This is a genomic window from Pseudomonas sp. BMW13 (assembly GCF_013357275.1).
GTDB lineage: Bacteria > Pseudomonadota > Gammaproteobacteria > Pseudomonadales > Pseudomonadaceae > Aquipseudomonas > Aquipseudomonas khazarica.
In genome coordinates this window covers 46599-63154 of sequence record NZ_SUKD01000022.1, presented here as the reverse complement: position 1 = coordinate 63154, position 16556 = coordinate 46599, and the positions used below count along the sequence as shown (strand labels likewise).

Genomic DNA, 16556 nt, shown 5'->3' with positions numbered 1-16556 from the left:
CTGATTCAGCTGCCCGCGCCCACCACCCGCAACGGCACCTGCCGCCCGGCCTTCTGCGCCAGGTAGCGGGTGCAGCTGACGCGCAGGAACGAGGCGAAGTTGACCACCTCGCCACGCAGGTCCATGACCTCTTCGTAGAGCTTGGTGATCAGCTGGTTGGTGGTCATGCCATCGACTTCGGCGATTTCACGCAGGATGTCCCAGAACTGGTTCTCCAGGCGCAAGGTGGTGACCACGCCACGAATGCGCAGCGAGCGTGAGCGCGACTCGTAGAGAATCGGATCGGCCTTCACATAGAGTTCGCACATCGGCGCTGTCTCCTCTCGGGCGTTGCGGCCCGGATGCGTTCGGGGAATGGCGCCATGATGCACCCCGAATCCGCTCCGGGCCACGTTTCGCTACAGACGGATTTCCGTCCCCAGCACCTTGAGAAACGCCGCCAGCCAGGCCGGATGCGCAGGCCAGGCCGGCGCCGTGACCAGCTTGCCCTGCACGTGCGCCTGGTCCACCGGAATATCCACGTAGGTGCCGCCAGACAGCCCCACCTCCGGCGCACAGGCCGGGTAGGCGCTGCACTCGCGTCCTTCCAGCACACCGGCGGCCGCCAGCAGTTGCGGGCCGTGGCAAACCGCAGCGATGGGCTTGTCCGCGCTGGCGAACGCCTTGACCAGGGCGACGACGTCCGCATTCAGTCGCAGGTATTCGGGCGCACGGCCACCGGGCACCAGCAGCGCGTCGTAATCCTCGGCGCGGACCTTGTCGAAGTCATGGTTCAGGGCAAAGTTGTGCCCGGGCTTCTCGCTGTAGGTCTGGTCGCCCTCGAAGTCGTGGATGGCGGTTCGCACCGTCTGCCCCGCGACCTTGCCCGGGCACACCGCATGCACCGTGTGACCGACCATCTGCAGGGCCTGGAACGGCACCATGGTTTCGTAGTCCTCGGCGTAGTCGCCGACCAGCATGAGAATTTTCTTGGCAGCCATGATCGTCTCCTGAAGGTAGGTTGAACGAGGCCATTATTCGCCCCTAAAGCTTCCGACAGGTAACAACCGGGTACTACTCCCCGACGCGATCAGATACCGACCTTGTCCAGCGCTTCGCCGATCGAGCGCCAGAAACCACGCTGCGGTCGCTCCGGCTCCTGGTGGCTGGCAGCGATGCGGGCCATCGGTTGCACCAGGCGGGTCGCCCCGAGCTCGTGCTGCGCCAACTCGGCCGAGACCAGTTGCAAGGGGCCATCGCCGCCACTCTGCAGCGCCCCGCCCTGCGGCGGTGGGCCGTCCTCGTCGTAACGCAGGTAGTAGGTGCCGCCGACGGCAGCATCCAGGGTGAAGCTGGAGATCAGGGTGAAATCCAGCGGGCCGTCGGCCAGCAAGGTCCAGAAGCTGCCCGCCAGTGGCCGGCGCATTTCCAGCTTGTAGTTGGCCGCCTCGAATTCGAATGCCAGGTAGCCGTTGCTCGGTAGGCTGCCGATCAGCTGGTTGTCGAGAAACAGCCCCGGCGCCTCCAGTTCCTGGTCGGCCCAGTCGTTGCGCGGGCGATAGAGGTAGACCAGGGCGCGATTCTCGTCGCTGAGCACATGCGGCTCGAAGACTTCTCCCTCGGTGGCGCCGAAGAAGGCCCCAGGCGTGGAACAGGCGGCAAGCAGGACGATGGGCAGCGACGACAGCAGACGACGCATCGGTCATTCCTTCTGATGATGATGCGTCGAGCTTAGCCGCAGTGCCTGCAGACGGCACCCGACGAAAGTGCGGCCCGGTACCTCGCCGATGCGCCAGCGGCCGCAAGCACGACGAAAAAGGCCGACATCGAAGTCGGCCCTGGTCCCTGCGGGTGTGACTCAGAGTGCGTACTGTTGCAGGTTCGCCATCATTTCCTTGAGCGCCTCGACGTTGTCCGCCGGATGCGCGGCGCCGTCGAAATCGCAGATGCGCTGCCACTGCGCGGCGACGTCGTCGGGGCTGAAACCGGCGCGCGGATCGAAACCGACACCCAGGCTGCGCTCCCAGCGCACCTTGCCGATCCAGCCGCCACCGACCTCGTAGAGGCCGCCGGTGTCCTGGCAGGCGGCGCTACCGAGGTACACCACCAGCGGGCTGACCAGCTCGGGCTTGAGCTGCTCGAACACCTGCGGCGGGATCAGCCCTTCGGTCATGCGCGTGGCGCCGGTGGGCGCGATGGCGTTGATCAGGATGTTGTTCTTGCGCCCTTCGATGGCCAGCGTGCGGGTCAGGCCATAGAGGCCGAGCTTGGCCATGCCGTAGTTGCTCTGGCCGAAGTTGCCGTAGATGCCCGAGGTGGACGAGGTGAAGATCACCCGCCCGAAGTTCTGCTCGCGCAGGTGCGGCCATGCGGCACGGGTGGTCTTGTAGGCGCCTTCGACGTGGACCTTGTAGACCAGGTCCCAGTCGGCGTCTTCCATCTTGTGGAAGCTCTTGTCGCGCAGGATGCCGGCATTGTTGACCAGCACGTCGATGCGGCCGAAGGTATCCAGCGCGGTCTGCACGATCTTGTCCCCATCGGTGACCGAATCATGGTTGGCTACCGCCGTACCGCCGAAGGCGCGAATCTCTTCCACCACCTTGTCCGCAGCCGACGCGTTGGCCCCTTCGCCGTGGGTGCTGCCGCCCAGATCATTGACCACCACCCGGGCCCCGTGACGGGCGAACAACAGGGCATGGGCACGGCCCAGGCCACCACCGGCACCGGTGACTATGACCACTTGATCTTCGAAACGGATGGCATCGCTCATCGAAAGCTCCCTCGGCAGAATGTGAATGCCCCGAGTGTCAGGCAGCCCCGCACGCTTCACAAGGCGCGCGCGGCGCCTGAATGACGGCCGATAATGCGACCTTATGCGAGGCGCAGCAGACTCAGGTGGTCGTACAGGTGCATCACGTGCGCGGCGGCATATTCGCCGTGGCTCAGCGCACCGTAGGCGAAATGCGGCTGCAACTCGCCCTGGTATGAGGCGAAACGCACGAAGGCGCTGCGCAGCCGCTGCAGCGCGGCTTCCTGGCTGTCCGGCTCGAGCAGCGCAGCCGCGCCGGGAATCGGCTCGTCGAGCGGGTGCCGCATGCCGCCGCGTGCGCTGAACACGGCGAACGCCGCAGGCCCGAGGCTGTGGCGAAACCAGGCCGGCTTGAGCCGGGGGTAGCCGTCGATGGAGTAGTCGATGCTCTGCGCGCAGTGGTTGAACACCTCGCTCGGGCTCCAGCCGCGCAGGCTCTGCAGCGCCCTGCCCTGCAGATCGGCCAGCACCTGCTGCGCGGCAGCGAGGCTCAGCGCAGCCGGGCGCGGGCCACCGGGCAAGGCCCAGAACCCGGCGCCAAGCGCGGCCACGCCAGCGACGGCGGTACCTTTCAGCAGTGTTCGGCGCTGCATGCCACGGCCTCCGGCAGATCACGGAACTGCAGATAATGCGCGAGCACCTGGTCAGGCGCCTCGAGCTGCGGGTAATGGCCGATGCCCTCCAGCAGCACGGTATCGGCCGCCGTGATCAGCTCACGGTAGCGCGCCACCATGTGCGCACCGGAGATGGGGTCGACGGCGCCATCGATGACGCGCATCGGCACCTGCGTCGCCTGCATCGCCGCGACCCAGCGCTCGCGTTGCTGACGCCGCTCGGGCATGTAGCGGATCAGACGGTGCATCACCGCCGTGCCGTTGTCGTGCTCGATCAGTTGCCACAGCGCATCCAGCTCGGCCTCACTGGCCTGGGTATGCGGACCGAGGATGCGGGCAAAGCTCTGCGCCAGCTTGCGCCGTGAGAACAGCCGCCCGATCAGCGGCCCCAGGGGGCCCAGCAGCAGTTTCTGCACGCGCACCGGATGGTGGGTCTCGGGGAACAGGCCGCCATTGAGGAACACGCAACTGGCCAGTTGCAGGCGCCCCTCTTGATGGCGGGCGATCAGCTCCTGCGCCACGCTGTCGCCATAGTCGTGCGCCAGCACGTGCACGGGGCGTTGCTCGCCGACCTGCGCCAGCAGCGCCTGCTGCAGGTCGGCCTGCTCCAGCAGGCTGTAGGCATGGCCACGCGGCTTGGCCGAATAGCCGAAACCGAGCATGTCGCAGGCGATCAGCCGGTAGCGCCCGGCCAGCGGTGCCCACAGGCGATGCCAGTCCCAGCTCGCGGTGGGGAAGCCATGGATCAGCAGCAGGGGCTCGGCATCCGCCGCGCCTGCCAGCCAGTAGCGTATCGGCTGGCCGGCGAAGGTCATGGTCCGGCCCTGCGCCTGCCAGTGCTGCAGGTCGATGCCTGGCAGTTCGCTCACTGGTCGTAGCCCGGCATCTGCTGATCCAGCTTGCGCAGCAGTGCCGGCCAGGGCAGTGCACCGCCCATGCCCTGCTGCGTCTTCATCACCCCGGCGATCATCGCCCTGGCGCCATCGAGAATCTGCTGCGGGATGTGGATCAGCTCGGTGCCCGCGCCCTGCGCCATGACCTGGATCTCGCAGGCGCGTTGCAGGGTGAACATACCGAGGAAGGCATCGGCGATGCTGCCGAAGGCGGTGAGCAGGCCATGGTTGGGCAGGATCATGAAGTTCTTGTCGCCCAGATCGGCCTGCAGGCGCGCCTTCTCGTCATGGTTCAGTGCCACGCCCTCGTACCCGTGGTAAGCCAGGCTGGCGAGGACGAACAGCGACTGCTGGGACAGCGGCAACAGGCCCTGTTTCTGCGCCGACACGGCGATGCCCGCCGGCGTATGGATATGCAGCACGCAGCCGACATCGTGGCGCACCTCGTGCACCGCGCTGTGGATGGTGTAGCCGGCCGGATTGATGTCGAACGGGCTGTCCATCAGCTTGCTGCCGGCCAGGTCGACCTTGACCAGGCTCGACGCGGTGATTTCGTGGAACATCAGCCCGTAGGGGTTGATGAGGAAATCCTCGGTGCCCGGCACCTTGGCCGAGATATGGGTGAAGATCAGGTCATCCCAACCGTACAGCGCGATCAGGCGATAGCACGCCGCGAGGTCGACGCGGGTGCGCCATTCGGCCTCGGAGACCTGATTCTTCACGGCAGGGAGTTTCAGCGGAGCATTCACGGCGGTCACCTCGATATTCTTGTTGGTCGGTGGTGTCCGCAGTCTAGTCCTGCGCCTGTCGGGCGGTAGTCTCCCTGGCAGCCATCTTGATGGCTTTGCGGGTCACGAGGCTGGCGCGCCGAGGGGCGATAAGCGGGTATTCGCCGCGGTGATCGGCGTGTCAGAGCAGCTCGGGATACTCGGCCACCAGCTGCGGCCACTGCGCCTGTGCGTGCTGATCATCGGCCAGCAAGCGGAAGCCGGCGAACTGAAACTCCGGTGCCACGCTGCAGCCGACCAGGGTGTAGGCCCCTGTCGAGCGGGCGGCCTGCCAGGCATGGGCAGGCACGGCGCGCTGCGGCAACTGCTCGCCCTCGACGGGACCGAGCAGCTCGCAACGCGGGCTGCCAGGCGCATCGGCGATCAGCAGTTGCAACGGATCGCCCTCGTGGAAATGCCACAGCTCATCGGCATCGACCTGGTGCCAGCGACTCACCACTCCACCCGGCAGCAGGAACAGAATGGCGCTGGAGGCCGCCCGCCCCTGCGCATCGCGCTGCGAGGCAACGAACAGCCGCCGGTAGAAACCGCCCTCCGGATGCGCGTCGAGGCCGAGGCGCTCGATCAACTGCCGCGCACGCGGGTGCATGTCAGTCCTTCAGCGCAGTAGCCAGCGCCTGCAGCCAGGGCTCGGCGTCGCTTTCCGGGGTGACCGTCTCGCTGGAGTCCAGGCGCAGCATCTCGACCGCCTCGCGCAGGCCCAGCTCGGCATACAGCTCGCGCATCAGCTCGCCGCCGCCACAGAAGGTGTCATAGCTGGAGTCGCCCAGCGCCAGCACTGCGGCGGGTCGCCCCGCCATGGCCGGCAGACGGTCACGCAGCTCGCTGTACAGCGGCAGCAGGTTGTCCGGCAGCTCGCCCATGCCGGTGGTGGAGGTGACGGTGAGCAAGGCATCGGGGGCGAACGCCAGCAGTTCATCGAGGCTCATGTTCGCTTTGTGCCAGGCATCCAGCCCGGCGGCCTTGAGCTGACGCTCGGCGTGGCGGGCGACTTCCTCGGCCGTGCCGTAGACCGATCCCGAGACGATGGCGACTTTCATGACAACTCCAGAAACAGGAAAAACGCCGCGCATTATGCCGCAAGTAGACAGCATGACCCGATGTTTTAGAATGCTCTGCATATCCTTTGCGGAATCGAACCGATGATCAATGCCAAGCTACTGCAACTGGTAGTCGACGCCTCCAACGACGGAATCGTGGTGGCCGAGCAGGAAGGTGAAGACAACATCCTCATCTATGCCAACGCGGCGTTCGAGCGTCTGACCGGCTACGCCAGCGACGACATCCTCTACCAGGACTGTCGTTTCCTGCAGGGCAGCGACCGCGCACAGGCCGGCCTGCAGGCGATTCGCGATGCGGTCAAGGCGCAACGGCCCTGCCGCCAGATCATCCGCAACTACCGCAAGGACGGCAGCGCCTTCTGGAACGAGCTGTCGATCACCCCGGTGCTCAACGAAGGCGACCAGCTGACCTACTACATCGGCATCCAGAAGGACGTCACCGAGCAGGTGCAGGCCCAGCAGCGCGTCAAGGAGCTGGAAAGCGAAGTGGCCGAGCTGAAGGCCGAGCTGGCACGCCTGAAAAGCTGACGAACGGACAAAACTATCCGCCGGTAACGCAGTCCGAAGGGTTTACCCCCCTTGTAGTCTCATTCCATGCAACGCGACCCGCTGCTGACCCAGGCCGAGCTGGACTTCATCCAGGAACTCATCTCCCAGCCCCTGCGCGCGCCCCGCTCGGCGGCTGTCGCGCAGCTGGCCATCGGCGAGCAGCTGAGCGCACTGCTGAGCCACGTGAGCGACGCCCGGCAGTTGAGCCTGAACACCCACAGCGACCACGAGCACCTGAGCTTTCCGCTGTACCTGGTCCAGGACAGCGAGACGCAGTCACGCCTGGAGCTTGGCGCCCCGCTGATCTTCGAGCAGGGTTTGCACGAACGCCCCTGGCGCCTGCAACTGCCCGGCCCGCTGCCCCTGCTCGACGGCAACGAGCAGCCCAGTGGACTGACGGCGCTGGAGCTGTCGAACAACGGCATGCTGGTGCAGTACGCCAAGGCCGGTACTCCGGCCAAGGACCAGTTGCTGCAACTGATGCTGCCGATGGAGCGCCGCGTGCAGCTGCGCGCCTGCCTGGTCCGGCGCGTCGACCGTCGGCATTACGCCTACAGCGTGGAAACCCTGCACGCCGAAGACGAGCAGACGTTGCGTCAGTATCTCTTCGAGAAGCACAGCGAGCATCGGCAACAGCCTGAAGCCATCGTCTGACGCAGCGCCGGCAGGCTCCCCGTTCAGGTATCGAGATGCCCGGCCAGGAACTGCCGGAGGCGCCGCTGCATCAGCCGCGCCTCGCTCCCCAGGCAGGCGATTGGCGAGCCGGCCAGGCTCTCCTCGGCCAGATCGGCCCCTTCCCCGGCGAGCAACAATGGGCACTGCAGCCCCAGTGCGAGACGCGTCAGTTGTCGTGGCAGCTCGTCGCCAGGCGGTTGCTGGCTGAAGATGACCAGCGCGTGCGGCTGCATGCGCTCACAAACCAGCGCCAGGTCGGTCAGCGGCGTGCCCGGCCCCATCACCGTCACGTCGATGTCATGACTGCCGAGCAGCAGCGCGGCGACCAGCAGTTCGAGCTCCCGACAGTGATTCGGCAATGCCACCAGCAGCACGCGCTGCCGCGACTCGTCGCGCCCCAGCTGCAGGCGCTGCCAGCAACGTCCGCGCAGGAAGGCATCGAGCATCAGCCATTCACTGCGCTGGCCCGGATCGTCCTGGCGCAGCAGCAGCTCCTGCCAGACCGGCATGAGGATGTCCTGGAACACCACCGGCAAGGGGTAGCAGGAGAAGATCTGCCCATACAGGCGCGCCACGCTGGCCTCGTCGAAATGCTGCAGGGCACTGCGCAGCTGCTCCTGCCACTGGCTCCAGTCATCACCGCTGACCTCGTTGTAGGCCGGCGCCGGAGCCGTGCGACTGTTGGCGCTCTTGGCCAGGATGGAACCGACCTTGCTGACCGCAACACCGCGCTCGATCCAGGCCAGGATGCTGCGCACCGCGTCGATGTCGGCCTGGGAGTAGAGACGATGGCCACTGTCGGTACGCGTCGGCTGGATCAGCCCGTAGCGCCGCTCCCAGGCACGCAGGGTGACAGGGTTGACCCCGGTCAGACGCGACACCTCGCGGATCGGGAACAGCTCTTCCTGCTTCAAGGCATTGGACGCAAGTGAAGTGACACCAGCGAGTTCGGACATGGCTTCGGGCATCGCGGCAAGTGACAGGCCGGCATTGTAACCCAGCATGTGCACACACCCTATACAACGCCGTGCGCTGCACAACAATGCAGCTCCAACGGCGCCATGCGCCCTGCCTGGGTGCAGCTCGACAGCGCCTGCCTGCGCGCCTGGCGGCTGTGAGCCCGCGCCATATGAGGGGGCTGGCTAATTTGCACAAAACCGGAATAATCCTTGCTGCATTTTTCGTCGAGCACAGCACCCCGTGCCCGACAGCGCCTGATGCCCCACCCGGCCAAGGCAACATTCGAGGAGATACACAATGTCCCCTGTTACCCTCATGGTGGCGCGCCGCGTCGCCAACGGTCGTTATCACGACTTCATCGCCTGGCTGCGTGAAGGCGAACACCTCGCCACCGACTTCCCCGGCTATCTCGGCTCCGGCGTACTGGCGCCACCGCCAGGTGACGACGAATTCCAGATCGTGTTCCGCTTCAGCGACGAGCAGACCATGGCCTCCTGGGAACACTCGGCCTCGCGCCAGGCCTGGCTCGCACGGGGCGCCGGCCTGTTCGCCCAGCCCCAGGAGAAACGTGCCGTCGGCCTCGATGCCTGGTTCGGCAGCAGCCTTCGCCAACCTCCGCGCTGGAAACAGAGCGTGGCCATCTGGCTGGCCTTCTTTCCCGTCTCGCTGGCCTTCAACCTGCTGTTCGGCCCCTGGCTGGCGGACCTGTCGCTGGTGACCCGCATACTGCTGTCGACGCTGGCCCTGACGCCACTGATGACCTACCTGTTCATACCGCTCTCGACCCGGCTGCTCGAACCCTGGCTGCAAGGTAACTATCAGACGCGTCTGAGCAGGCGTGCCGCCAGCATCGGCAAACCCTGACCCTTGACCGTTTCGACGACCGGCCAGCCCTGTGCTGGCCGGTCGCGTTCTGCCCGCTGGCCGCCGAAAACCTATACACATACCAATCAATGTACAAATAAAGTACAACAAGCTGCCAAGCATAACTGAGCAAAAAATCCTTTAAAGTCAGCAAAATGGGCAAGCCAGCTGACCCAGACGCTAAACCCGCACGCTTCACATGGTTGTACAAGCGACAGCTCTGGTATAGCGTTGTCCATGGCTTGGTGCGTGCCGCCTGCCACTGGTCAGGTACCCAAGGGCGGTACAGCCAGGCCTTCGCCCTTTCTGCGTGAGTCGCACATGAGCGCTGCCTCTTTACCCATTCTGATCACCGGTGCCGGCCAGCGGGTCGGCCTGTACTGCGCCGAGCGCCTGCTCGACGAGGGTCAACCGGTGATCATCAGCTATCGCCAGGAACGCGACAGCATCGCGCGGTTGCGTGAGCGTGGCGCCATTGCCCTGCAGGCGGACTTCAGCGACGAAGCCGGCATCATGCGTTTCATCGAACAGCTCAGGAGCCAGTGCCGAGGCCTGCGTGCCATCGTGCACAACGCCTCGCAGTGGCTGGCGGAAACGCCAGGCGCGGAAGCCGAAGTCTTCCGCCAGCTGTTCACCGTGCACATGCTCGCGCCCTACCTGATCAACCTGCACTGCAGCGAATTGCTGCTGCAGTCCGAACAGGCAGATATCGTCCACGTCAGCGACGACGTGGTGCGCAAGGGCAGCGCCAATCGTTCGGCCTATTGCGCCAGCAAGGCCGGCCTGGAGAGTCTGACCCTGTCGTTCGCCGCACGCCTGGCCCCCCGTATCAAGGTCAATGGCATCGCCCCGGCACTGCTGATGTTCAACGCGGGTGACGACGAGGCCTATCGCGCCAAGGCCCTGGAGAAATCGGCGCTGGGTATCGAGCCCGGCCCACAGGCCTTCTATCAGAGCCTGCGCTACCTGCTCGACAACCCCTACCTGACCGGAACCACCCTTACCCTCAATGGTGGTCGCCACCTCAAGTGAGGCGCCCACTCATCAGGACACTGCCATGAGCGAACCCCTTTCCCAGCACTACCGCGAAATTCTCAAGGGCCTCGGTGAAAACCCCGAGCGCGAAGGCCTGCTCGACACGCCCAAACGCGCGGCCAAGGCCATGCAGTACCTCTGCCATGGCTATCAGCAGTCGCTGGAAGAGATCGTCAACGGCGCGCTGTTCGAGTCCGACAACGACGAGATGGTGATCGTCAAGGACATCGAGCTGTACTCGCTGTGCGAGCACCACCTGCTGCCCTTCATCGGCAAGGCGCACGTGGCCTACATCCCCACCGGCAAGGTGCTGGGCCTGTCCAAGGTGGCGCGCATCGTCGACATGTACGCGCGGCGTCTGCAGATCCAGGAAAACCTGACCAAGCAGATCGCCGATGCCATTGCCCGCGTGACCAACGCCGCCGGCGTCGCCGTGGTGATCGAAGCCAAGCACATGTGCATGATGATGCGCGGCGTGGAGAAGCAGAACTCGGTGATGAGCAGCTCGGTAATGCTTGGTGCTTTCCGCGAGTCCTGCAACACTCGTCACGAATTCCTGCAATTGATCGGACGGAACAGCTAATGCCGCGACTGGAACCCGGAATGGCGCGCATCCGCGTCAAGGACCTGCGCCTGCGCACCTACATCGGCATCAAGGAAGAGGAGATCAACAACAAGCAGGACGTGTTGATCAACCTGACCATCCTCTATCCGGCAGTCGATGCCGTGGAAGTCAACGACATCGACCACGCCCTCAACTACCGCACCATCACCAAGGCGATCATCGCCCATGTCGAAGGCAACCGCTTCGCCCTGCTGGAACGCCTGACGCAGGAGATTCTCGACCTGGTCATGGCCCACCAGGCCGTGCGCTACGCCGAGGTGGAAGTGGACAAACCCCATGCCCTGCGCTTCGCCGAATCGGTCTCCATCACCCTCGCCGGCCATCGCTGACGGCGGCTTGCTGCCTCCCGGCGAGGCTCTTATCATCGCCGCCATCTAATCCCGGAGAGCCCGCCATGACCGAACAACAACGTCTGGAACTGGAAGCCGCAACCTTTCGCGCCCTGCTGCAGCACCTGCGCACGCGCTCTGACGTGCAGAACATCGACCTGATGAACCTGGCCGGTTTCTGCCGCAACTGCCTGTCGAAGTGGTACAAGGCCGCGGCCGACGACCAGGGCCTCGAGGTCAGCGTCGATCAGGCTCGCGAGATGGTGTACGGCATGCCCTACGCCGACTGGAAAGCCAAGTACCAGACAGAAGCATCGGCCGAACAGAAGGCCGCATTCGAACAAGGAAAACACTGATGACCGCTCTCAGCGCCCTGCGCAGCCGCCTGCTGCAGGACGATTTCGCCTTCAGCGAAACCCTGGCCTTCGTCGCCGAGCACTACGACTACCAGCCCAGCGCCTTCCGTAATGGCGCCGTGGAGAACGCCGCCGGACAGAACGAAGGTTCGTGCAAGACCCTGGGCCTGGCACTGCTGGAAGGCTTCAGCCAGGAAGAAGCGCTGCGCGCCTTCGGCGAGCACTACCGCAGTGTGCTGGCCACGCCGCAGGGCAGTGACCACGGCAACATTCGCGCACTGCAGGCCCACGGCCTGGAAGGCGTCACCTTCGAGCAGCAACCGCTCACCCGAAAAGCCTGAAACTGCAGCGCAAAAAATTGCGCAATTGTCAGCAAATGCTGACAGACATCACATTGCCATCGCTTTATGCTGCGCGCCATAACAACTCATGGAACACGAGGGAACGTGTTCTGCGCGCAGTCGCCCTTCCCTCCTGTTTCGCGCTCGGCATGGAGTCGACCGATGCAGCAGACCCTGGTATGGAAACCCTGGCACACCCCCGGCGTGGAAACCCTGCGCCTGAGTCAGGATGCCCACGGCATCCACGCGACCAGCCACCTCATGCAAGTGATCAAGGGCAACAGCATCGTTGCCAACTACCTGATCGACTGTGACACACGCTGGCGCTTCCGTCGCCTCTGGCTCAAGGTCGACAACCACGGCCAGCGCCGCATCTGCCTGCAGCGCGATCTGCGTGGCCGCTGGCTGCTCGACGGCGAGCATCGCCCGGACCTGCAGGAGTGCCAGCACGTCATGTTGTCGGCCTCGCCCTTCACCCACACGCCGCCGCTGCAACGCAGTGCCCTGGAAACCGGGCAGAGCGACGAGATGCGCGTCGCCTACGTCGACCTGCTGAGCCTCAAGGTGGAGGCGCGCCAGCAACGCTACCAGTGCCTGCAGCGTCGCCCTGGCGAGAGCCTGTACCGCAGCCAGGCCGAAGGCCGTGAACATCAGGAGCTGAGCGTCGACGACCAGGCCCTGCTGCTCAAGGCCAGCGAACACTACCTGCGCCTGAGCCAGCGCGAACTGAAGGTCAGCGCGCTGGTGTAGAGGGCGCGAGGCGCGACGCTGGCGCCGCCCGTCGTCAGATGGGCAGTTGCCCGAACGCCCAGCGCAACAGGAAGAACACCAGCAAGCCGCCGCCGATGGTCGCCAGCAGATGCCGGGTACAGGCGGCAATGGCGATGGCCGCCAGGCCGGCCAGCAGGTAGGCGTTGTTCCAGCTCAGCGCCCAGTGCTGCCCGTCTGGCAACAGCATGCCCGGCACCACGATGGCGCTCAGCACGGCGGTCGGCACGTAATGCAGCCCTTGCCGGACCAGGGGCGGGAATCGCAGGTCGGGGAAAGCGAACAGGCTGTAGCGGGTGACGAAGGTAATCGCCAGCATGCCGAGGATCAGCAACCAGATATCCATCAGACCAGCTCCTCCTGCAGCAGCGGCCGACGCCGCTCCAGCCATACCCCGACGACGATGCCGCTGGCTGCGGCGGCCATCAGCCCGAGCTTGTAGGGCAGCGCATGGCAGGCCAGCGCGACGCCTGCCGCGACCAGGGCGGCGGCGACCTGCGGCTGGTTGCGCAGCATCGGCACGACGATGCCGATGAAGGTCGCCAGCATGGCGAAGTCCAGGCCCCAGGCACCGATGTTCGGCACGGCCTGGCCGAACAGCACGCCGACCAGCGTACACAGCTGCCAGTTGCAGTACATGGCCAGCGCCGCACCGAGGAAATACCAGTGGCGATGGGCGCCCTGATCACCCCGCGCATAACGCTGCACCACCACCGCGTAGGCTTCGTCGGTGAGCCAGAAGGCCAGCGGCATGCGCCAGCGCTTGGGCAGGTGGCGCACGTGGGGCTGCATGCTGGCGCTGTACAGGGCATGGCGCAGGTTGACCACGAACGTGGTCAGCAGCACCACGGCGATGCCGGCACCGCCCGCCAGCAGGCTGATGGCGATGAACTGCGCCGAGCCGGCGAAGACCAGCAGGGACATTCCCTGCGTCTGCCAGGGATCGAGCCCGGCGGAACCGGCCAGGCTGCCGAAGATGATGCCGAAGGGAATGGCGCCGAGCAGCATGGGCAGCATATCGCGGGCACCCTGGGTGAACTCGTGTTGACGGGACATGGAACCTCCTTGGGCAGACGAGCTTAGCCAGGCGCTCCGGGTCGGGTCTTGAACGTTCTTGCTGTCAGTAGAAACCGGCGACGATCTCCTGCACGCAGGCCGGGTCGAGGTCGCGCTGCATCACCACCCCCTCGAGCCCGAGCAGATCGCCGAGGTCCGAGTAGATGCCACGGCCACGTTCGCTGACCGCCTTCTCGCTGCCGTCAGCGCACAGCAGGCGATAGTCGAAGGCGAACGGTCGTGCGGCACGCACGCCCTCCTGGACACGACGCCAGACCCGCTCGCGATCCTGCGGATGAATCAGGCTGTTGAACGTCAGACTCTGGCTGTCGACCAGCGCCTGCGGCGCATGGCCGGTCAGCTCCAGGCAGCCGGCGCTGACGTACTCCATGCTCCAGTGGCGATTGTTGCGGCAGCGGTAGACCATCAGCGGCAGGCCATCGAGCAGGTTGTTGAGGCTGCGATGGCGCGCCTGCAACTGCTGGTGCACGGGGACCTGGGCGCTGATGTCGGCCAGGCTGGCGACATAGCCCCCCGGCCGCCGGGCCAGGCGCACCTCGACCCAGTGCAGCTCGCCAGCCGGGCCGAGGTAGCGCAGGCTGCCGACCCAGGGTGCCGCGCCTGTCTCCAGGCCCTGCATCGCCTGCTGCCACAGGTTGCGATCCTCGATGTGCAGGAACTGGCGGTGGTCGAGGCCCAGGCAGTCGCCCACGCGCCGCCCGCTGAGCAGCTCCCAGCCACGATTGCCACGCAGCATCGTCCCGGCCGCGTCCAGCTGGATCAGCGCCACCGGCAGTTCATCGAAACCCAGCGCGCCGGCCTCGGCCCTGGCCACGCGGCCACCCAGGCGGCCCAGATAATGGATCAGCCGCTTCATCACTGCCCTCCCGCGCCATCGATCAGTTGGCTTCGATGCGCCCAGGCCGCCAGTTCCAGGCGCGAACGCAGGTTGAGCTTGCTCAGCAGATGCTTCACGTAGACCTTCACCGTGCCCTCGCTGATACCCAGTTGCCGGGCAATCAGCTTGTTGCTGAAGCCTTCGCTGATCAGCGCCAGCGTCTGCCGCTCACGTTCGGTCAGCTCGACACGCGCGGGCTCGTGCGACACGTCATCGCGCATGCCGCCGGCCAGCAGCGCCGACAGCGCCGGATCGAGCCGCGCCTGCCCACTGGCACAGGCCCGCACCGCATCCAGCAGTTCCTCCGGCTCGCGGTCCTTGAGCAGATAGCCATCGGCACCTGCCCGCAACGCAGCCAGCAGATCGTCGCGGGCGGCCGAGGCGGTCAGCACCATGACCCGGCTGGCCGGCAGGTCGAGCTTGAGCATGTGCAGGGTGTCCAGGCCATCCAGACCGGGCATGTGCAGGTCGAGCAGGATCATCTGCGGCTCCACGCGCCGCGCCAGCTCGATGCCTGCGGCGCCGCCGGAGACGCTGCCGACCACGCGGAATTCCCCGGACGACTCGAACAGCTCGGCCAGCCCGCGACGCAGCAGCGGATGATCGTCGATCAACAGCAGGCTGAAGGGCGCGCTCATGTCCGCCCCCAGTGCAGGCGCACGCAGGTGCCGCGCCCCGGCGCCGACTCGATCGACAGCTGCGCGCCGATGGCCGCCGCCCGCTCACGCATGATCGTCACACCGAAATGCCCGCCCTCGGGCGGCTGCACCGGCAAGCCGACACCGTCGTCATGCACCTCGACCACCGCGCCGCTGCCCTGTGGCCACAGGCGGATCCACACCTGCCGCGCATGCGAATGGCGCACGACGTTGGCCAGCGCCTCGCGCACGATCTGCAGCACCTGCAATTGCGCCTCGCTCGGCAGCGCATGGGCCGGCAGGCGGTTGTCCAGGCTGAAGACGCAGCCGCTGCTGCGCGAGAACTCCTCCACCGAACTTTCCAGCGCCTGGCGCAGCGAGCGGCCATCCATGGTCAGCCGCGCGCTGCTGATCAGTTCGCGCACCTGCCGGTGCATGACCCGCAGGCCATCGCGCAAGTCATCGAGCATGACCTGCGCGGCATCGTGCTGGCGCTCGTCCAGCACGGTCTGCAGGCGGCTGGCGCGGATCTGCAGGTAACTGAGCTGCTGCGCCACCGAATCGTGCAGCTCCCGCGCCAGCACGCCGCGCTCGGCGCTCAGCTCGCGTCGACGCAGAAGCCGCTCCTCGGCGAAAGCCTGCAACGTCTCGCCCAGGGGGCGGCTCATCTCACGCAGGCGCTCGCGCTGCCACAGCTGCGGGCGCTGCGGGAAATCCACCCGCAACAGCGCCCCCTGCCGGTCCTCCTGGTAAAGGCCGGCCAGGGCACGGTAGCGGCCCTGGGCCAGACAGCCCGGGCAGAGGCGCACCCGGCCCGGCAAGGGCGGTTCGATGCAGTGCGCGGGACAGTCGCCCGCCACCCAGTCTTCCGCTGTCCCCAGGTGGCGCCAGCCGGGTGCGCCGAGCTGCGGCAACGACAGCTGCACGGCCGCCGCCTGCAATGCCCGCTGCAGGTGCGGCAGCAGCTCCAGCAACGGCGCATCGGCACCGGCCTGCTGCAACAGACGCAGGGGCAATGCGGCGAGTGCCTGGCGATAGGCCGGCGGTTCCGGCACGTCTCGCGGTCGACGCTCGACCAGGAAGGTACGCAGTAGCAACTGGAGCATGCGCTCTCCGCCATGGCCCGTGATGGTGGATGGGACCAGCAAATTCCATGCCCCCACGCCGCCCTGCAAAGCACTGACAAGAAAGATTATTTCCTTTAGGGAAATCACCGACGCCGCCGCAGCGCACCAGCACGACGCCAGTGCGCCCCGCTGCGGGGCAGCGTCGGACGTCCGCCTACCCCCAAGGAGGTATTCCTTCCGAGCGAATTGCA

General features: G+C 66.0%; 24 protein-coding genes. 9 read left to right on the top strand and 15 right to left on the bottom strand.

All coding sequences use genetic code 11. The features are described from left to right. Nucleotides 1-5 precede the first annotated feature (5 nt). From E4487_RS16975 to E4487_RS16935, 9 genes are all read right to left on the bottom strand, one after another. Nucleotides 6-308 (bottom strand): ribbon-helix-helix domain-containing protein, encoded by a 303-nt coding sequence (locus E4487_RS16975; RefSeq protein ID WP_037048108.1) that lies wholly within the window; start codon nucleotides 306-308, stop codon nucleotides 6-8. A gap of 90 nt (nucleotides 309-398) precedes the next feature. Continuing rightward, complete coding sequence (locus E4487_RS16970) at nucleotides 399-983, bottom strand: DJ-1/PfpI family protein (protein ID WP_172979219.1); 585 nt, start codon at nucleotides 981-983, stop codon at nucleotides 399-401. Nucleotides 984-1069: 86 nt separating this feature from the next. After that, on the bottom strand, nucleotides 1070-1678 hold the full coding sequence (locus E4487_RS16965; RefSeq protein WP_047591144.1) for a DUF2846 domain-containing protein: 609 nt from the start codon (nucleotides 1676-1678) through the stop codon (nucleotides 1070-1072). A 159-nt stretch (nucleotides 1679-1837) separates the two neighbouring features. Beyond that, nucleotides 1838-2749 (bottom strand): SDR family oxidoreductase, encoded by a 912-nt coding sequence (locus E4487_RS16960; RefSeq protein WP_037048115.1) that lies wholly within the window; start codon nucleotides 2747-2749, stop codon nucleotides 1838-1840. Nucleotides 2750-2850: 101 nt separating this feature from the next. Further along, entirely contained in the window at nucleotides 2851-3381 is a 531-nt protein-coding gene (locus E4487_RS16955) for a DUF1569 domain-containing protein (RefSeq protein WP_134676775.1), read from the bottom strand. After that, nucleotides 3360-4271: an alpha/beta fold hydrolase gene (locus tag E4487_RS16950; RefSeq protein ID WP_175253916.1), complete on the bottom strand. Its 912-nt coding sequence runs from the start codon at nucleotides 4269-4271 to the stop codon at nucleotides 3360-3362. Before E4487_RS16950 ends, E4487_RS16955 begins: the two co-directional genes overlap by 22 nt. Next, complete coding sequence (locus E4487_RS16945; RefSeq protein WP_371923158.1) at nucleotides 4268-5044, bottom strand: class II aldolase/adducin family protein; 777 nt, start codon at nucleotides 5042-5044, stop codon at nucleotides 4268-4270. The genes E4487_RS16950 and E4487_RS16945 overlap by 4 nt, the downstream gene beginning before the upstream one ends. 160 nt (nucleotides 5045-5204) lie before the next feature. Further along, complete coding sequence (locus E4487_RS16940; protein ID WP_150609979.1) at nucleotides 5205-5672, bottom strand: cupin domain-containing protein; 468 nt, start codon at nucleotides 5670-5672, stop codon at nucleotides 5205-5207. A 1-nt stretch (nucleotide 5673) separates the two neighbouring features. Beyond that, complete coding sequence (locus E4487_RS16935; protein WP_150605545.1) at nucleotides 5674-6123, bottom strand: flavodoxin; 450 nt, start codon at nucleotides 6121-6123, stop codon at nucleotides 5674-5676. Nucleotides 6124-6225: 102 nt separating this feature from the next. Between E4487_RS16935 and E4487_RS16930 the strand changes: the two genes are divergently transcribed. Continuing rightward, nucleotides 6226-6672, top strand: a complete 447-nt coding sequence (locus E4487_RS16930; protein ID WP_037048127.1) for a PAS sensor domain-containing protein — start codon at nucleotides 6226-6228, stop codon at nucleotides 6670-6672. 66 nt (nucleotides 6673-6738) lie between these two features. Continuing rightward, nucleotides 6739-7347, top strand: a complete 609-nt coding sequence (locus E4487_RS16925; protein ID WP_150605546.1) for a PilZ domain-containing protein — start codon at nucleotides 6739-6741, stop codon at nucleotides 7345-7347. A 23-nt stretch (nucleotides 7348-7370) separates the two neighbouring features. Here the strand turns inward: E4487_RS16925 and E4487_RS16920 are convergent, their stop codons facing one another. After that, complete coding sequence (locus E4487_RS16920) at nucleotides 7371-8324, bottom strand: MerR family transcriptional regulator (RefSeq protein WP_167519246.1); 954 nt, start codon at nucleotides 8322-8324, stop codon at nucleotides 7371-7373. A gap of 301 nt (nucleotides 8325-8625) precedes the next feature. On the opposite strand from E4487_RS16920, the gene E4487_RS16915 reads away from it, so the two are divergent. From E4487_RS16915 to E4487_RS16885, 7 genes are all read left to right on the top strand, one after another. After that, nucleotides 8626-9192: an antibiotic biosynthesis monooxygenase gene (locus tag E4487_RS16915; protein ID WP_037048141.1), complete on the top strand. Its 567-nt coding sequence runs from the start codon at nucleotides 8626-8628 to the stop codon at nucleotides 9190-9192. A 321-nt stretch (nucleotides 9193-9513) separates the two neighbouring features. Then, on the top strand, nucleotides 9514-10224 hold the full coding sequence (gene folM / locus E4487_RS16910) for a dihydromonapterin reductase (RefSeq protein ID WP_037048144.1): 711 nt from the start codon (nucleotides 9514-9516) through the stop codon (nucleotides 10222-10224). A 25-nt stretch (nucleotides 10225-10249) separates the two neighbouring features. Next, nucleotides 10250-10810, top strand: a complete 561-nt coding sequence (gene folE, locus E4487_RS16905; protein ID WP_037048146.1) for a GTP cyclohydrolase I FolE — start codon at nucleotides 10250-10252, stop codon at nucleotides 10808-10810. Further along, nucleotides 10810-11181, top strand: coding sequence for a dihydroneopterin triphosphate 2'-epimerase (gene folX / locus E4487_RS16900; RefSeq protein ID WP_037048148.1), 372 nt, complete (start codon nucleotides 10810-10812; stop codon nucleotides 11179-11181). The genes folE and folX overlap by 1 nt, the downstream gene beginning before the upstream one ends. Nucleotides 11182-11246: 65 nt before the next feature. After that, nucleotides 11247-11537: a DUF1244 domain-containing protein gene (locus E4487_RS16895; protein WP_047591161.1), complete on the top strand. Its 291-nt coding sequence runs from the start codon at nucleotides 11247-11249 to the stop codon at nucleotides 11535-11537. Further along, nucleotides 11537-11878, top strand: coding sequence for a HopJ type III effector protein (locus tag E4487_RS16890; protein ID WP_047591163.1), 342 nt, complete (start codon nucleotides 11537-11539; stop codon nucleotides 11876-11878). The genes E4487_RS16895 and E4487_RS16890 overlap by 1 nt, the downstream gene beginning before the upstream one ends. Before the next feature lie 162 nt (nucleotides 11879-12040). Continuing rightward, nucleotides 12041-12628, top strand: coding sequence for a putative glycolipid-binding domain-containing protein (locus E4487_RS16885; protein ID WP_175253915.1), 588 nt, complete (start codon nucleotides 12041-12043; stop codon nucleotides 12626-12628). 34 nt (nucleotides 12629-12662) lie between these two features. On the opposite strand, the gene E4487_RS16880 is transcribed toward E4487_RS16885, so the two are convergent. From E4487_RS16880 to E4487_RS16860, 5 genes are all read right to left on the bottom strand, one after another. Next, a complete protein-coding gene (locus E4487_RS16880) occupies nucleotides 12663-12992 on the bottom strand; it encodes an AzlD domain-containing protein (RefSeq protein ID WP_047591165.1) in 330 nt (109 codons plus the stop codon). Continuing rightward, on the bottom strand, nucleotides 12992-13702 hold the full coding sequence (locus tag E4487_RS16875) for an AzlC family ABC transporter permease (RefSeq protein ID WP_037048161.1): 711 nt from the start codon (nucleotides 13700-13702) through the stop codon (nucleotides 12992-12994). Before E4487_RS16875 ends, E4487_RS16880 begins: the two co-directional genes overlap by 1 nt. A gap of 64 nt (nucleotides 13703-13766) precedes the next feature. After that, nucleotides 13767-14579 (bottom strand): PAS domain-containing protein, encoded by an 813-nt coding sequence (locus E4487_RS16870; RefSeq protein ID WP_175253914.1) that lies wholly within the window; start codon nucleotides 14577-14579, stop codon nucleotides 13767-13769. Continuing rightward, the gene (locus tag E4487_RS16865) at nucleotides 14579-15238 is read right to left on the bottom strand and encodes a response regulator (protein WP_037048164.1); all 660 of its coding nucleotides are present in this window, start codon (nucleotides 15236-15238) and stop codon (nucleotides 14579-14581) included. Before E4487_RS16865 ends, E4487_RS16870 begins: the two co-directional genes overlap by 1 nt. Next, nucleotides 15235-16344, bottom strand: a complete 1110-nt coding sequence (locus tag E4487_RS16860) for a sensor histidine kinase (protein WP_175253913.1) — start codon at nucleotides 16342-16344, stop codon at nucleotides 15235-15237. The genes E4487_RS16865 and E4487_RS16860 overlap by 4 nt, the downstream gene beginning before the upstream one ends. Nucleotides 16345-16556: the final 212 nt, after the last annotated feature.

What these genes read in the sequence shown, in the direction of transcription:
- E4487_RS16975 (WP_037048108.1), bottom strand. Translation starts at nt 308, where the DNA reads ATGTGCGAACTCTATGTGAAGGCCGATCCGATTCTCTACGAGTCGCGC.
- E4487_RS16965 (WP_047591144.1), bottom strand. Translation starts at nt 1,678, where the DNA reads ATGCGTCGTCTGCTGTCGTCGCTGCCCATCGTCCTGCTTGCCGCCTGT.
- E4487_RS16960 (WP_037048115.1), bottom strand. Translation starts at nt 2,749, where the DNA reads ATGAGCGATGCCATCCGTTTCGAAGATCAAGTGGTCATAGTCACCGGT.
- E4487_RS16955 (WP_134676775.1), bottom strand. Translation starts at nt 3,381, where the DNA reads ATGCAGCGCCGAACACTGCTGAAAGGTACCGCCGTCGCTGGCGTGGCC.
- E4487_RS16940 (WP_150609979.1), bottom strand. Translation starts at nt 5,672, where the DNA reads ATGCACCCGCGTGCGCGGCAGTTGATCGAGCGCCTCGGCCTCGACGCG.
- E4487_RS16935 (WP_150605545.1), bottom strand. Translation starts at nt 6,123, where the DNA reads ATGAAAGTCGCCATCGTCTCGGGATCGGTCTACGGCACGGCCGAGGAA.
- E4487_RS16930 (WP_037048127.1), top strand. Translation starts at nt 6,226, where the DNA reads ATGATCAATGCCAAGCTACTGCAACTGGTAGTCGACGCCTCCAACGAC.
- E4487_RS16925 (WP_150605546.1), top strand. Translation starts at nt 6,739, where the DNA reads ATGCAACGCGACCCGCTGCTGACCCAGGCCGAGCTGGACTTCATCCAG.
- E4487_RS16920 (WP_167519246.1), bottom strand. Translation starts at nt 8,324, where the DNA reads ATGTCCGAACTCGCTGGTGTCACTTCACTTGCGTCCAATGCCTTGAAG.
- E4487_RS16915 (WP_037048141.1), top strand. Translation starts at nt 8,626, where the DNA reads ATGTCCCCTGTTACCCTCATGGTGGCGCGCCGCGTCGCCAACGGTCGT.
- folM (WP_037048144.1), top strand. Translation starts at nt 9,514, where the DNA reads ATGAGCGCTGCCTCTTTACCCATTCTGATCACCGGTGCCGGCCAGCGG.
- folE (WP_037048146.1), top strand. Translation starts at nt 10,250, where the DNA reads ATGAGCGAACCCCTTTCCCAGCACTACCGCGAAATTCTCAAGGGCCTC.
- folX (WP_037048148.1), top strand. Translation starts at nt 10,810, where the DNA reads ATGCCGCGACTGGAACCCGGAATGGCGCGCATCCGCGTCAAGGACCTG.
- E4487_RS16895 (WP_047591161.1), top strand. Translation starts at nt 11,247, where the DNA reads ATGACCGAACAACAACGTCTGGAACTGGAAGCCGCAACCTTTCGCGCC.
- E4487_RS16890 (WP_047591163.1), top strand. Translation starts at nt 11,537, where the DNA reads ATGACCGCTCTCAGCGCCCTGCGCAGCCGCCTGCTGCAGGACGATTTC.
- E4487_RS16885 (WP_175253915.1), top strand. Translation starts at nt 12,041, where the DNA reads ATGCAGCAGACCCTGGTATGGAAACCCTGGCACACCCCCGGCGTGGAA.
- E4487_RS16880 (WP_047591165.1), bottom strand. Translation starts at nt 12,992, where the DNA reads ATGGATATCTGGTTGCTGATCCTCGGCATGCTGGCGATTACCTTCGTC.
- E4487_RS16875 (WP_037048161.1), bottom strand. Translation starts at nt 13,702, where the DNA reads ATGTCCCGTCAACACGAGTTCACCCAGGGTGCCCGCGATATGCTGCCC.
- E4487_RS16870 (WP_175253914.1), bottom strand. Translation starts at nt 14,579, where the DNA reads ATGAAGCGGCTGATCCATTATCTGGGCCGCCTGGGTGGCCGCGTGGCC.
- E4487_RS16865 (WP_037048164.1), bottom strand. Translation starts at nt 15,238, where the DNA reads ATGAGCGCGCCCTTCAGCCTGCTGTTGATCGACGATCATCCGCTGCTG.
- E4487_RS16860 (WP_175253913.1), bottom strand. Translation starts at nt 16,344, where the DNA reads ATGCTCCAGTTGCTACTGCGTACCTTCCTGGTCGAGCGTCGACCGCGA.